Origin of the sequence: Bradyrhizobium sp. HKCCYLS2038, from assembly GCF_051167655.1 — a bacterium.
In the GTDB taxonomy this organism is placed as follows: Bacteria; Pseudomonadota; Alphaproteobacteria; order Rhizobiales; family Xanthobacteraceae; genus Bradyrhizobium.
This window is the reverse complement of record NZ_JBNPTM010000020.1, coordinates 20,812-34,156: the sequence shown is the minus strand read 5'-3', so window position 1 is coordinate 34,156 and position 13,345 is coordinate 20,812. Positions and strand designations below refer to the sequence as shown.

Here is a 13,345-nt window from a genome sequence, read left to right as displayed (position 1 = left end):
GCGTTCGGGACGCAGGGGTCGCAGGTTCGAATCCTGCCGCTCCGACCAGCACTTAGCGAGATTCCCGACTCGCACCGCCAAATCTTCCGCCAAAGAAACGTGTCGAGATATTAGGTCGGTCGCATTTTACGAAAATCCTACAGTTCTGCAACTTCTTGTCGCACCTGGAATTTTTACCAGTGCCCTACAACCGGGCGTTGCTTTCGGAAAATCTGTTATCCGGACTAAGATTTTCCTTGCCAATGTTCTGGATATCAGAAATATTGTTGGTGCGTAGAACAAAAAGGGAATTATTTGGGATGCGTAACAAATTGAATGCCGACAGTCGCGCTCTCCTGGTGCTGCAGAACGAGTCCCGTCGCATGTCGGAGGCTGCCGAGCGCGTGCGGCTGGTCGTCCAGGCGATGGCGCTACGGCGCGGAATCGCACCACGAGAAGTCGAGCAAGAACCTGTCGAGTTTTTCGAATAGCTCACGCTCGCTGCCGGCGTTCGAAATCGTCGTGATCGCCGGCAGTTCGTGTTGCTCCGATTCGTGCTTCGACGCCGTGCCGGCGCCGGGGCGCTCGATCCGCACTAGGACGCCGCCGGCCGCGCGGATCGCTTCCGCCTCGTTGGGGAAACGGCAATCATCAACGACCACGGAAACAGGCGAGGCATCAACAGCCGTGCGCCACGCCCGAATCCAGAGATCTGAATCGATCAGTTGCCGCCCCCATTCGGTCCCGAGCGTCTGCATTGCCCACCGCGGCGTCTTACCGCCGAGCAGTTCGCAGGGGAGTTCCTTGCGGTCGCCGTCGATCTCCGTCGTCGAGCAGCCAAGCGCCGCCATCATAGCCTTGAGCGGGCCAGCGAAGCGAACGCGCTCGAAGCCGTGCGACTTTACCAGGTGAGCGGCTGCCGTGCTCTTACCGGCGCCAGCAAGGCCCGTAAATGCGATGATGGTGCGTTTCATTTGTCGCCTTTCAACGCAAATGGTAAAAGTAGGCACAGCGTTAGAATGATCGCGACCGCATAGCCGGCCTGTTCCGCCGCGGTCATGACTGCACCATTTCAGGAGTCAGGATGTTGCGGCCGACTTCGCCAAACCGCTTCGAATAGGTGATGACCTTTGCCGAGCGGCCGGACAGCCATCCGCCATTTGCCGCAAAGGCATCGGGCGCGGCCAAGGTCTCGTGCCGTTCGACCTTCATTGTCGTGGGAGCGGACTTCATCTCGTCGGAATGGAGATGGCCCAAATGCGCGTAGCTGTACTTTGTCCGGCCGAAAATCTCCCGGAACTTGCCGGCGAACACCCCGTCGATTGATCCGATCTTGCGTTTGTGGCCGTGATGGTAGAACAGCGAAGTCGCGCCGAACTCGAACACGTTGAACGTGCTCGGGCTCGTGTCGACTGTGACGCGTGGTTCGTTCTCGTAGACCGTCGCAAACAACTCGCGCAGCCATGCGCCGCCGGCCGGATCGTGGTTCGCGTCTGCCATGATGACATGCACGTGCTCGTGCTTTTCGAGCAGCATGGAGACGATTTGGCGCATCGTGCGGATGACCACCCGAACCATTTTCTGGTATCGACTATCCGAGTCGAGCACATGCCGGTGGGTCGGCGTAACGGTCTCGTGCGAATCATAATGCAGGAGGTCGCCGAGTTGGCATAGGATCGCTGTCGCGGCGTCCGGTGATTGGCGGATGGCGGCGGCGAACCAATCGAGCAGAAGCTTTTCGGCGATCTTCAGATCGTAGTCGGCGCCGCTTTCCTCGCGCCAAGCCAACATGCCGAAATGCAGATCCGTGACGGTGTATTGATTGAGCAGATTTTCGCGCACGTCGCGTGGCGGTGCGACCGGCTCGTAGCGTGGCAGTTCTTCTTTGAGCGCGTCGACGGCCGCGCGTAGTGCCACCTGACGTGCGAGATCGTCAGTCTTGTACTTTTCCCATTTGATGATCTCGCCGCGCTCTGGATTGAGCAGGACGGACACCTTGTCGAGGATCTGCCCCGGTGGTGGAGTGAACGGGTCTTCGCCGTGCTCCGGCCTTTGCTGGATCGCCTCTTGCCGAATATTGCCGTTCGCGTCCTTTAACGTCGAGCGCTGCGAAATCCGGAAGCCCGGCATTGCCGGCGGCGGTGACAAGTCCAACAACAGCCCACGCAGTGCGGCGACCTTCACCCGGCTTTTGTAGGTTGGGAGTGGCCACCCGAGCCGGTCGGCCGTCGCCTTGAGCACCTTGCCGCCATCGGCTCGGCAGGCGTCCGCGGCCTGTTGCGCCAGTTCATCGGAGAGGGGAGGACTCGCCAAGCGTCAGTGCCCCTTGAACGCCATGTAAAGCGCGCCGATGCCACCCGTGACGAGCACGCCGACGGCCGTCAAAAGCCCCTGGCGCTGCACGGTCTCGACGCTCCGGCGCCACTTGCGAACGTGCTGGAAATCGGCTTGCATCTCGATCAGCGCATCGGGTTTGCTGACGTCGACGCCCATCTTCAGAAGCAAGTCGTTCACGGCCTCTTTGGCCGCACGCGATGCGATCTGTTCGACTTCGGTTTCCGTCATCGGCGCCATGTGGCCAAGGTGGCACGGTTTATGTAAAAAGTCAACATAAAGGCGCGTGCTCGCGACCTACAGACCCAAGTGCGGTAGCATTTGGTGCCGATAGTGCTTTCAGATCAGGCATGGTTTCCCGACAAAACCGCCCGGAGGCGGCTTGTTCAAGCTCTAGCTGTGGTTGCGTTACGTCTCATTTCGGACTAGATTCCGCGCCCTATGCGGGAGGGGGAAGATGTGGGACGTACTGTTAGTCTTTGTATATTTTGCAGTGCCAATCGGCGTTACGGTCACGGCTTTACTGGTACTGGCCTCCAGTGGAGGTCGTGCCGACAGCATTCCCGGGAAAGAAGTTAATTCCGACGCCGCCGCTGTCGATGCACCCATTCAGGAATACAGAGTAACGAGAACCAGTAGCCGAACCTGAGAACGTGGTCGTGGCCTGGTTGATGATCGAACTCGGATATTGACACAAGGCGAAAGCGGTCGTGAACGCTGGTGTTCCGGTGACCGTGACTGTGATAGTTGATCCCGGATTTCTGAACTCAATGAGAGAATTTACCGACGACACGAGATGACCGGCGGCACCTGCAGAAATCGTATAGTTCCCCGTAATCGATACTGTCGATTGGTAATTGGCTCCGATGTGGACCATGCCGGCAGCGCCGAGCGTACTGATTTCGCAGTTTGCAAACGCAACGTGCGAATACAGGTTTGCCAATATTGCGTAACTAGAGGTCGTGTTTGTGTTTTGGATCTTGAAGCCCTTGACCGTGATCCCCGCGCCTCGCGTCGCGTAGACGGTCCCGAAGATATTTCCGGTTGTCAGGATCACGTTGGCTGGGGTGGCGGTGTCTCCATTGAACAGCACGTTATCCGGAAAAATGTACCTCGTGCCCGCCGCTGCGGTTCCGACAAGCGGGCCATCCGCAAGAATCTGGCCGTACGTGCCGTTTGCGAACTGGAACGTGATCTTGTAGCCGTTCAGATCAAACGAGTTCTTCAGTAGGTTGTAAGCGCCTGTAGGGTCAAGCAGCGGCGTCGAAGACGTCAGACCGTCCTTGGTCGAGGCGCCAGTTGAGGCATTCAAATACATCGTGACGTCTGCACTAAACACGCAGCGGGTCGGCGCGCTCAGAATCCAATAATCGGTGCCGTCACTGTAGAATGTAGCGGTTTGCCCGGGGCCGAGATACAAGAAACCCGTACTTGCTACCTTCGATTTGAAGGTCGCACCAGAGCCCGGTTTAATCGACAAGAGCGCTGCCGTGTCCGCATTCGTTACCGTGATCGTCGTTCCGGCCGTCAAGACGCCTGGAGATGTCCCCGGCAGCGTGTCTGCCATGGCCGTGCCAGTGTTCGAGCGCTTGACCAAAACGGTATTCTGGTTTGAGGTGTATGTGGTACTTCCGCCGGTTACTGCTGAAATGCTGGTGATGAATGGAGGTGTGACCCAAGCTCCATCGCCACGCCAATATGTCGTCGCCGACGCGTTGGTGCCGCTGCCCAAATTGTCAACAGGTAGATTGCCGGTTACACCTGTCGATAGCGGAAGGCCCGTGCAACTGGTCAGCGTCCCGGAGGATGGCGTACCGAGCACAGGGTTTATCAAGCGCTTGAACCGCAAACCGTCACTCGAAATGATGCAGTTCACACCATCGTCTGCCGTGGTGGTATCAGACGAGTCGAGATACCAGTTTGCAGATGATGACTTGAGATATACAACCAGTTGCCCCGCCAACGCCGTATTGCGCATTTCCGCAACATCGACGAACACTTGCGGAACGCGTGCCTTTGCCCAGCTGATTATGTCGGCTTTCGACACGGGCGCCGTCGAGGCAAGGCCGCCAATCAGTTCAACAGGGTTCGCACTCATGCTATGATCTCGTCGACAGTCAGCGTTATTACCTGATTTCCCCCGAGTCTTCTGCCAGTACTTGTGCCGTTCCAATACACACCGCCCGCTGCAGGGCCAACGCGCACCGATAGGGTGATGGGCGATGTAGTTGCCGGAACGAACTCATGCGTAAGCACAACCGGGGCAGAGTGATTGATGCTTGCAAGATAAATGCTCGTGGACCGGATTGCGTTCGTGACTGAATTCAAGAATAGTGCTGCAGTCACGTCGATACCGCCTGTGTCCGGTGAAAGCGAGGCTTCAAAACGGACGCGCAGCTTATTTGTGACCGACTTCGGAGTAACGGTAGTGCTGATTACTTCGGTGCCCTCCGATATTTGAGGAATCGTGTCGTCCCACGGGATGACGGTAGACGTTCCACTACGAACGTCGTTGGTAACCGTTTTGCTATCGGCAAAGACGCCGTTAGTGGCTGTCCATGCCGTCCCGTTGAACTGGAAAACTGCGCCTCGCGCCTTGTCGTAAACTTGGTCACCCGTCGCGGGAGCGATGATCGTGAATGAGCCGGCCGTCAGACAAATCGCCAACTTGCCCGCATTGCCACTCCATGACCCGGTCGGCGACGGTCCGATTATGTAGGCGGTGGGTGTCGATGGCGACACCGGGGGCGCGTTGGTGGTCTGATTTTCGACCTTGATCACGAACGAAGCGGTTGCTCCCAACACATTCGGAAGCGTCACGCTACCGGTCTGCAGCGCAACTGCGCCGACACCGGCTGTCCAGGTGCCGGACGCGTTGCGGTGGTAATAGGTATCGACGTCACGAACATAAATCTCACGCCCGATCGGCGATATGGCGAACTGCCAACCTCGCGCGGTGTAGATCGCAATCTTCCCGTCTTGCCCCGCCCACGCTGCGCCGGTCGCGGCCGTCGGCACGATGTAGGAATCTCCGCTCGTCGGGGATGACGGCTGAGCGGTGACCGTGCGAGACAGCACGGCGTAGGGCGCGGCGATCGCGTTCGTTTTATAGCGCTTGCCGTCCGATGATACCAGGCACGTCACGCCGTCATGCGTCGTCGTGCTGTCCGCCGAATCGTACTGGAAAAGGTTTCCGCTCTGGATCAAATAGAGCGGCACAACGCCGCTTGATGGATCGACCGCAACGAAATTCCGTGAATCTTCGCCGGTGTCCAGCACGTAGGCAAATCGTCGTTCACACATCGCGCGAATGAGTGCGGCGTCTGCGTTTGCGCCGCTCGGAAGGGCGGCAACGGCTTCATGGTTGAACGGCATTTCGGAACCATACCATATGAATGTAAATTGTCAACATTACGAGACATTGACCGTCGAGATGGTGAAGGGCATTTCGTCCGTTTCGGGGTTCCAAGCCGATTCGATTGTCGCGTCGTAGCGAGCAAGGGCAAGGCTCAGATTCGTCAGATCGTCAGCGAATCCGACGGCCGTCACCAAATATGTTCCGTTCATTTTCGCGAACAATTCGCTCGCAACCGTTACGACATTGCCGATCAGATCGTCTTTCGCCACCGTCATGAGGCGGACGTCGACGTTGCACGTTATCGTTCCGCCAAGTCGCGACGATAGCAGAAACGCCTTTTGCAGCCGTTCGGCGCGTCGATAGTCTTGAGTATAGCTAAGCGCGAGCGTAGCGGAAAGAGTTTCGCCATCGGTCGCCTGCAGATCGGTCCGATCGAGAACCGGGCCGTCGACAACTTGGTATTCTTGATCGGGCGAGACGAACCGAACCTGCAATTTATTTAGCTTGTCGGACTTCTGTTTGTCGTTCTGGTAGCTGATTGCACCAACCAAAATGCGATCGTGGATCGTTGCAATGGGTGATTTCGGTCGAGATGACTCGACCCACACCATCCCGCCACTGGTCAAAACTTGCGCGCGGTTCGAGGTCAGCAAATCCTGCAACACCTGATAAGGGGACTGGTTCAGAGTGATGACGCCATCGATCGTGTGACGGCGAATCATCGTCCCATCCGAACAACCGATCAGATCATCATCGTAATTCGCCGAGTCGATGATCTTGTCCCACCGGATACGATTGACCGGGATGCGTCCGCCGAATGTCTGCGTCAAATACCAAGTTTGAATCAGCGTTGCGTTGTTTGACCATTTCCAGGTGCTCGGGTCCGATACGGTCTGCGTCGGATCTCGAGGATCGTAGACCGGGACACCCTTTACGATAAGATAGGTTGCCGGGCGCGACACTTGGCCCCATAGTTTCGTGTATTCGGTAGTGTCAGCACCGAAAGCGAACTCATACACGGCGGTAGCGATACCGCGTTGCCTGAATTCAGAACCGACGTTCGGATATCTGCTCAAAATGAGCGGGTCTGCGGCTTGGGTCGCGGAGCCATAACGAAACGAACAGCGCATCTTCGCATAGTATGCCGGCTGATTGGCTGCCGCGATTGGTGTTAGGATTGTGTTGGGTGCAAACGTACTGAAGGCAAGTTGATTTGATCCCACGAACACGGATTCGATGCTGTCGATCTGGCCGTAGTTGACCAGGATTCCCATGGTTAGATAGGGCGCTTTGACCTGTTCGAAGAACAGCGCACCACCGACAAATGCGCGCCCAACAATAACGCGCTTGTATGGGACGGCTTGTCGTTCCGTAACCTGAACGGCACTCGCCGACGAATAGTCCGCCGTACCTCCGGCGCTGTTGTCAATAGTGCCACCCTTTTGAGGGGTGAGCAACGAAACGGCTGCAGAGATCGCGAGCGACGCGGCCGTTGTGATCAGAAATGTGGTAACGGAGACTGCAAGCGTTGTGGCTTCGATCCCGGCAAATGTCAGGAGCGCAATCGAAATCGGGTCGCGCACTACGATCTCGGTCGGAACAAATGATCTCCGAACGCCAACCTGTGGCAAATGTACGGGGCCGTGCAACGGCAAAGTGTCATCGAAGACGGACCAGGCGAACGAAACATATCGCGCAGGAAAAAACGAAACGCCCGCGTTGTTTCGCCCGACGAACCATCCGCGCTTGCGGCAAATGACCGTAGCGAGAACGGGCTTGCCTTCATACTCTGTCCAGATCAAACCAACATCGCCGATCTGTGCCGCAATAGGGTCGACGCGTTTCCAGCCGCGCCGGCGGGCGACTGCTCGAAGCTGACCGAGCAAGCCACCACGATGGAGCTTTGACATAGTCCGCATGGCGCCGCGGCGGGTGCGGTATCTGCCGCGGTAGGCATGCGCCGGATCGAACCCTAGCACCTCGCGTTCGATGTTGGCGACCCAAAGCGCGCAATCATCGGCGCCCCATTCCATCGGGGCACTGGTAGCGGACTCCATAGCCGCGCAAATTGCTGCTTCGAAATCGGCGCGGGTCATGACGGTGTCCATTGCAGATCTTGGTTTTGCAGGCTGTAGAGCATGTCAAGGCCGGTATCAGTCGGATATGTCAGTTTCTGGTTCTCAGGAGTCCATGCTTCTTCTGAGCTTCGTACCAGAGTGTAAAACCCGGAATGAGCAACAATCGTAATGGTCGCTTTTCCTTCGGCGTCGACTTCGAACTTTTGATAGTCCAGTTGCGAATCGACCAACTGGTACGGTTCGCGCACGACGGTGCCGTCGCTCGTCAGGCAATAGAGCCAAACCTTGCCGCTCAGATTGCACACCGAGTCATTAAGCTGATTGACCGTGTCGAGGTCGATCCCGCTCAACGAAAAGGCGATGTCTTGTACCGAAATATCAGAGGTGTATTTGATTGGTGTAATGCTGCCGAGTTTTCCGGTACCTAACCAGTCGTGGCCGTTCCAATTGACCTTGCCGACTCCCGTCGAAAAGTAGCCGGTCCCGCTCGGATGTTCGATCTGCACAAGCAAGCCGCGGGGGTCTCCCGAAGCCAACGCGACAGCCATTTCAGGAGTCAACGTCATGGCACCAGGTCCAGCGCTTCCACGAACGACAGCCCGAGCGAGCCGATCCCGCCGCCTGACGTCTCAACATCCCCTTGAGTGTCATCGACAAGACGGAACAGGGTCGTTGGATTGCGCAGGCCGACCGTGTCGCCGACCGCAATGCTTGTTCGCAACATCGGCTCGATTTCCAGGCCGATCATGCCGGACGCATTCGAAGATCCGCCATACATGACCTTGTAGAGATGCGGAATTGCGCCGGGCACGCCGTTCGGTTTGATCTGCAGCAGATCGCCCGCACGCATGACATTTGCAGTGGAGACCGGGAAGCCGCCCAACGTGAGATAGCGAGTCCCCTTTGCGGCTGCGACCGCAATGTAAACCTCAGGCGGTAGCAACCCGCTATCGAAGCCGGACCCATCCGTGAACCGCGTTCCGTCCGAAAACGTCGCCGATGTCGCCTTCGATGCGCGGTCGTACCACGGACGCTGCCGCAACGCATGGCCGATGCGCGCGACGTTGGCACGCCCGCGCAGCCGAGACACCCACGCGTCAACATCCTGCTGCAATGGGTCGTACATAGGCCGAAACGAAATATCCGTCGTCCAGAGTTGCGTATGAGGACCGATGATCCCTTGTCCTGCGCCGTTCCACGTTGTCGCTGCGGCTTGGTTGAGCGACCTAAGCGGCATCTTCTGCGTGGTCAGCAGGCTGTACCATTCGACCGGAAAATCATAGATGTTTGCTGTCATCGTCCGCCCCTCAGGTAAGCGGGGTTTTGACTTTGCACGGTCCGAACAGCCTGCACAGACTCTTGCACTGCCATTTTGCGCGACTGGTCAACATACTGACGCAGGCGGGCTTCGCTGCCCGGGTCGGAATTGCGGAAATCATTGTGCTGGACAATCGTCACCTGTGGTGAATTGTCCTGGCCAAAACCGATGCGCCGCACTCCGCCGCCCGCGTCGAGCGTGCCACCATCGGCAAAGCCGGGCAGATAGGGCCGCGAGATGTGGTTCGGGATCACGGTGACCGACCCGCGGTTGACCTTGATCAATTCCGGACCTTTCTCGCCGACAACGCCCCACGCGCCAGCGCCGAACGTACCGCCCCCGGCCGCGGCGAACGGCATCATGCCGCCACCAGGTGCGGCGATGCTGGTGAAATTGCCAAGGTCGCCGCCCCCGCCACCGAGCCCGAGCAACGAGAGCAGACCGCCGCCGCCCGATCCTCCGCCGAATGCAGACGAGAACAGCTTGTCGGCGGCCATGCTCATCAACTTATCCGCGATCTTTCCGAGCGCGTTCAAACCGGACGTTTTGAAAGCCTCCCAAGCGCTTACGCCGTTGCGGATCTGTTGACCGAACTCGACGAAGAAGCCGCGATTGATATTCATGCCCTCGACGAGTGCCGAATCGAGTTGCTTACGCGCGTTGCCCACCTCGTTGAGCGCAGACTGAAACTGCGGCAGCGGCGAGCCGGCGACCTTCGCGGCGTCGCTCATGTCCTCCATTTGCTTGGTCAGAGCGTTGAGCGCGGACGTCATTTCCTGCGCGTTGTTGGGGTCCAACAGACCACGATCGACGTTAGCTTTCAGCGTGTCGCGGAGCGCCTTATTCGCTTCGTTGACCCGGAAAATGCCAAGGCTGGCCATCTCGGACGCGCGCGACATTTCCGCCTGCGCCCGAACCACGTTCAGGATCGCGTCGCGCTGCTGTTTCGATACGCCGACACCCTGAAGTCCCGCGGCGGCGAGTTCGAGTTCTTTCGCCTTCACCTGGTCTTCGACACTTGCCAAGTTGCCGAGCAGCGCAATCCGCTGCTGCGCCTGCTGATTGGCAACCATCAACTCTTGCGTGGTTTTCGGCGCACTCTCGCCGCGCAGTTCGGCAGCCTTGCGATTGTAGCCGGCGGCGAGCGCGTTATCGTTGGCCGCCTTCTGGAACGAACCGAACCGATCGGCGAAATTCTCACCGCTGCTGCTGCCCATCGCACTGCCGGCGAGCCGTGCGGCACTGGCCAGGGCACCGACGCCCGGAATGCTCGACGCTGCGCCGAGCGCGCCCGTACCGATCTTGCCGAGCCAATCGGGCACCTTGACGCTCGTGAGCGCATTGGTGATGTCGACGACTGCCGACTTGAAATAGTTCACCATTTTGGTCGTGGCGGTGTTCCACGCCTCGTCGAACTCGCGCGCCTTGCGAATGAGGTTCTGTTCCGCCGACTCGTTGAATTTCACAGTGCCAGCAACGGCCGCCTCGATCCCCTTGGAGCCCTGCTCCATGAACCGGACCCACGCCATATCGGACGGCAAGCCGGCCTCGCGGAGGATCCGCTGTTTCTGCATGTCGCTGGTGGCGCGCGCGACCAGATCGGCAACGGAGCCGAGATACCCCGAGAAGTCCTTGGCGCTCTTGCCATTGGCGATCATCAGCGAGTTGAGCGAGCCAAAATTGTTCTTGGCCTCGTAGACCTTATCAGCGAACTCGGTGATCCCCTTCGAAAAACTCTCGTCTCCGATGCCCTTGAACGACGTCGCTTGCTGCAGGCCGCGCAGTTTGCCGAGCGTCTGGTCAGTGGAACGTGCGAGGTCGTCGAGGGCCAACTCGGATTTCACGATGCTGTTCGCGGCGACCGCAAAGCCAATACCGAGGCCCGCCACACCGCCGACGAGCAGCCGCATCGGCGTCAACACACCGGCAATGCTGCTGCCGATCTGCCGCAGCGCGCCGCCGACGCTCGCGTTCTTGCTCGAGCCGAAGATATCGGCGATCTGCGTACCCTGTTGCGCCAAGACCATGAACGGCGACTGACCGGACGCGAGCGAGACACCGACATCCTGGATCTGCCGTGACAGGTTGATCATCTCGGCGCGGGTGAGACCGGTCGACTTGGCGACGCTCGTCATTGCCTCGTTGGCCACGGTCGCGGCTTTGCTGACGGTCGCCAGTTGCGCGCCGGTCGTCTTGGTCGCCGCCTGCAATTTGTCCGCGCCGCTCGCAGCGGCGTTCGCGGACGCTTGAAACTTGTCGAGCGCCGTTGACGCCTGCGCGACGGGCCGGCTGTCGATTTCGAGGCCAAGGCGGGCAATGTCAGTCACGGGTCACCCTGGAAAGAGCGCGTCGAAAAGTTCCATGTTCAACGGTCGCACCGAGATCGGCGCGGGCGTTTCTTCCGACGCACCGAACACCGCGGTGAACAGCGATTTCCAGGGTGCGAAGTCGTGCGCCTTCTTCGCCTTGATGGCTCGGGCGAGCGCGTCGATCGGCATCTCCTGGACTTCGCTGTAGGTGTAGCCGCAAACGCCCATTCCGTCGTTTTCCAGCCACGCCAAAAATTCAGCGTGGCTTAGGCTTCCCCCGCCGCGGCGTCTCCGTCGGCGTTGGCCGGCTCCGCTACCGGCTTGCCGCCGTTGCCGAGATACGTCACATATTCGACGAACGGCGCGGTGAGATTGACCAAGCCGGCGCTGTAGACCTTCGCTTCGACTTCGGACGGTTTCTTGCCGAGCCCGGCCGCCGCAATCGCGACATAGGTGTCGAATTCGAGCATGCCGATCCGCGCGAGCGCGCCATTGTAGCCGCCCGCCATACTGCTCACGGCCTTCGCTGCGGTGAGGCTGCACCGCAGCGTTCCGATCAGTGTATCGACTTCGCCAATGCTCTTGTCGGCCATTACGGCACCACCACGCCGCTATTGAACGGACGAAGGTTCATCGTGGTTGCCGACGTCACGACGCCGAGCTGCACCACGTATTTGCCGGTCGTGATGTCGGCTTCCGGCGCGATGCCGCCGGGCGTGCTCGAACCGTACAGGCGAGCACCGACCGTCATGCCGGACGCACCGGGCGTGAAATTCGGGTCGCTCTTGGCCACGGTGAGCGGCTGGCCATTCAGCGAGCCATGCAGCGCGGTCCCGTAATAAACGCGCGCCTCAGCGGTTGCGCTGTCGACGTCCAGGAGCTTGAACAGCCCGGTCGCGGCTTCCTTGTAGACCGGTTGTCCGGCCGTGACCGTCGCACCGGCCGTGCCGGTTTCCTTGTCCGCCTGACCGCTGGCCAGGACGTTCGCTGCTGTGATCGTGAGATCGGCCATGTATCAGAACTCCTTACGCCGCGGCGACGCGGACGATGTTGGAATTGACCTCGACGGTGCACGCGAGGTTGCGGATGGTGTTCGCGGCGCCGTTGGACTCTTCGGCCGTCATGACCAGGCCGACGAAATAGCGCTTGGAGTTCGACACGCCGAGCGAGTCGTTGCCTTCGATCCGAAACGGATAGGTGTTCTTGTTCGTCGGCGCTGCCGCGGCGATCATGGCGAGCTGCCCCGGGTCCGCTTGGTTCATTGCGAACACGTTCTGCATGCTGCCGGCGTTGCTCGTGCCCTTCTGCTTTTTGTCGCGCGAAAGGCTGATGATCTGCGTGGTGATGAGCGCGGCCGTGTCGCCGATCGCGCCGGCCTGCGTCCAGCCGGTGACTTCGACCCACGTCACCGAGTTGAAATCGGACGCGACGAAATCGGTGTCCTTGTCGGCGAGCGGCGCGTTGCCGATGTAGAACTTCATTCCGGCCACTGGATATAATGTTGTCATTTCGGCGGGCTCCTACTGAATAAACGAGCGGTAACGGACGCTCACCGGGATTCGAAAGCGGTCGCCATCCGCCATCATCGAAGCGATCTGCGGCGGCTCATAGACGTCGATCTGAATCGATCCGTTGGTCATGCGCGTTCCGCGCGCGAACCATGCTGCGACGGAATCGGCGATCTGCAGCGGCTTGAGTTCGCCGTCCTGCGGCTTGTAAACGACGTCGATCTGTAGAATGCCGGCGTGCTCATCCCATGCCGCAATACCGACACTCTGCGTCGGCGCGCGCAGAATGCTCGCCTGCAGATAGGTGTCGGGCCGGTCGACGGCGGGCGGTGCGGGAAAGGAGACGTTGGGATATGCCGTTGGGATTGCGGGCGACAACGCAGCAAGGCGCGTGAACAGCGCCTCGGTGATTTTCGCTTCGGTACCCACAACAGCCATGCGCAACGCCTAGCACGACGTAT

General features: G+C 59.3%; 15 protein-coding genes. 1 reads left to right on the top strand and 14 read right to left on the bottom strand.

The features are described from left to right. Window positions 1-277 (top strand): hypothetical protein (locus ACQR1I_RS36455; RefSeq protein WP_434888985.1); only part of this gene is annotated, 277 nt, incomplete at its 5' end. Window positions 278-410: 133 nt separating this feature from the next. Here ACQR1I_RS36455 and ACQR1I_RS36450 read toward each other — a convergent pair. From ACQR1I_RS36450 to ACQR1I_RS36385, 14 genes are all read right to left on the bottom strand, one after another. Further along, window positions 411-953: a deoxynucleotide monophosphate kinase gene (locus ACQR1I_RS36450; protein WP_434888984.1), complete on the bottom strand. Its 543-nt coding sequence runs from the start codon at window positions 951-953 to the stop codon at window positions 411-413. 82 nt (window positions 954-1,035) lie between these two features. After that, window positions 1,036-2,292: an oxidoreductase gene (locus ACQR1I_RS36445; protein WP_434888983.1), complete on the bottom strand. Its 1,257-nt coding sequence runs from the start codon at window positions 2,290-2,292 to the stop codon at window positions 1,036-1,038. A 3-nt stretch (window positions 2,293-2,295) separates the two neighbouring features. Continuing rightward, window positions 2,296-2,544: a hypothetical protein gene (locus tag ACQR1I_RS36440; protein WP_434888982.1), complete on the bottom strand. Its 249-nt coding sequence runs from the start codon at window positions 2,542-2,544 to the stop codon at window positions 2,296-2,298. A gap of 289 nt (window positions 2,545-2,833) precedes the next feature. After that, window positions 2,834-4,411, bottom strand: coding sequence for a hypothetical protein (locus ACQR1I_RS36435; protein ID WP_434888981.1), 1,578 nt, complete (start codon window positions 4,409-4,411; stop codon window positions 2,834-2,836). Then, window positions 4,408-5,688: a DUF2793 domain-containing protein gene (locus ACQR1I_RS36430; protein WP_434888980.1), complete on the bottom strand. Its 1,281-nt coding sequence runs from the start codon at window positions 5,686-5,688 to the stop codon at window positions 4,408-4,410. Before ACQR1I_RS36430 ends, ACQR1I_RS36435 begins: the two co-directional genes overlap by 4 nt. A gap of 36 nt (window positions 5,689-5,724) precedes the next feature. Next, on the bottom strand, window positions 5,725-7,767 hold the full coding sequence (locus ACQR1I_RS36425; RefSeq protein ID WP_434888979.1) for a DUF6950 family protein: 2,043 nt from the start codon (window positions 7,765-7,767) through the stop codon (window positions 5,725-5,727). Beyond that, window positions 7,764-8,315: a hypothetical protein gene (locus ACQR1I_RS36420; protein WP_434888978.1), complete on the bottom strand. Its 552-nt coding sequence runs from the start codon at window positions 8,313-8,315 to the stop codon at window positions 7,764-7,766. The genes ACQR1I_RS36425 and ACQR1I_RS36420 overlap by 4 nt, the downstream gene beginning before the upstream one ends. Next, window positions 8,312-9,046, bottom strand: coding sequence for a hypothetical protein (locus ACQR1I_RS36415; protein ID WP_434888977.1), 735 nt, complete (start codon window positions 9,044-9,046; stop codon window positions 8,312-8,314). The genes ACQR1I_RS36420 and ACQR1I_RS36415 overlap by 4 nt, the downstream gene beginning before the upstream one ends. After that, the gene (locus ACQR1I_RS36410; RefSeq protein ID WP_434888976.1) at window positions 9,043-11,394 is read right to left on the bottom strand and encodes a phage tail length tape measure family protein; all 2,352 of its coding nucleotides are present in this window, start codon (window positions 11,392-11,394) and stop codon (window positions 9,043-9,045) included. The genes ACQR1I_RS36415 and ACQR1I_RS36410 overlap by 4 nt, the downstream gene beginning before the upstream one ends. A 3-nt stretch (window positions 11,395-11,397) precedes the next feature. Further along, window positions 11,398-11,628 carry a hypothetical protein gene (locus ACQR1I_RS36405; protein WP_434888975.1) on the bottom strand — a complete coding sequence of 77 codons (231 nt, stop codon included), beginning with the start codon at window positions 11,626-11,628 and terminating at the stop codon, window positions 11,398-11,400. 14 nt (window positions 11,629-11,642) lie between these two features. Beyond that, window positions 11,643-11,969: a hypothetical protein gene (locus ACQR1I_RS36400; RefSeq protein WP_434888974.1), complete on the bottom strand. Its 327-nt coding sequence runs from the start codon at window positions 11,967-11,969 to the stop codon at window positions 11,643-11,645. Further along, the gene (locus ACQR1I_RS36395; protein WP_434888973.1) at window positions 11,969-12,388 is read right to left on the bottom strand and encodes a hypothetical protein; all 420 of its coding nucleotides are present in this window, start codon (window positions 12,386-12,388) and stop codon (window positions 11,969-11,971) included. The genes ACQR1I_RS36400 and ACQR1I_RS36395 overlap by 1 nt, the downstream gene beginning before the upstream one ends. Window positions 12,389-12,401: 13 nt before the next feature. Beyond that, complete coding sequence (locus ACQR1I_RS36390; protein ID WP_434888972.1) at window positions 12,402-12,884, bottom strand: hypothetical protein; 483 nt, start codon at window positions 12,882-12,884, stop codon at window positions 12,402-12,404. A 12-nt stretch (window positions 12,885-12,896) separates the two neighbouring features. Then, the gene (locus tag ACQR1I_RS36385; RefSeq protein ID WP_434888971.1) at window positions 12,897-13,322 is read right to left on the bottom strand and encodes a phage tail terminator-like protein; all 426 of its coding nucleotides are present in this window, start codon (window positions 13,320-13,322) and stop codon (window positions 12,897-12,899) included. Window positions 13,323-13,345 lie beyond the last annotated feature (23 nt).

What these genes read in the sequence shown, in the direction of transcription:
- ACQR1I_RS36390 (WP_434888972.1), bottom strand. Translation starts at nt 12,884, where the DNA reads ATGACAACATTATATCCAGTGGCCGGAATGAAGTTCTACATCGGCAAC.
- ACQR1I_RS36395 (WP_434888973.1), bottom strand. Translation starts at nt 12,388, where the DNA reads ATGGCCGATCTCACGATCACAGCAGCGAACGTCCTGGCCAGCGGTCAG.
- ACQR1I_RS36400 (WP_434888974.1), bottom strand. Translation starts at nt 11,969, where the DNA reads ATGGCCGACAAGAGCATTGGCGAAGTCGATACACTGATCGGAACGCTG.
- ACQR1I_RS36415 (WP_434888977.1), bottom strand. Translation starts at nt 9,046, where the DNA reads ATGACAGCAAACATCTATGATTTTCCGGTCGAATGGTACAGCCTGCTG.
- ACQR1I_RS36450 (WP_434888984.1), bottom strand. Translation starts at nt 953, where the DNA reads ATGAAACGCACCATCATCGCATTTACGGGCCTTGCTGGCGCCGGTAAG.
- ACQR1I_RS36435 (WP_434888981.1), bottom strand. Translation starts at nt 4,411, where the DNA reads ATGAGTGCGAACCCTGTTGAACTGATTGGCGGCCTTGCCTCGACGGCG.
- ACQR1I_RS36420 (WP_434888978.1), bottom strand. Translation starts at nt 8,315, where the DNA reads ATGACGTTGACTCCTGAAATGGCTGTCGCGTTGGCTTCGGGAGACCCC.
- ACQR1I_RS36440 (WP_434888982.1), bottom strand. Translation starts at nt 2,544, where the DNA reads ATGACGGAAACCGAAGTCGAACAGATCGCATCGCGTGCGGCCAAAGAG.
- ACQR1I_RS36430 (WP_434888980.1), bottom strand. Translation starts at nt 5,688, where the DNA reads ATGCCGTTCAACCATGAAGCCGTTGCCGCCCTTCCGAGCGGCGCAAAC.
- ACQR1I_RS36425 (WP_434888979.1), bottom strand. Translation starts at nt 7,767, where the DNA reads ATGACCCGCGCCGATTTCGAAGCAGCAATTTGCGCGGCTATGGAGTCC.
- ACQR1I_RS36385 (WP_434888971.1), bottom strand. Translation starts at nt 13,322, where the DNA reads ATGGCTGTTGTGGGTACCGAAGCGAAAATCACCGAGGCGCTGTTCACG.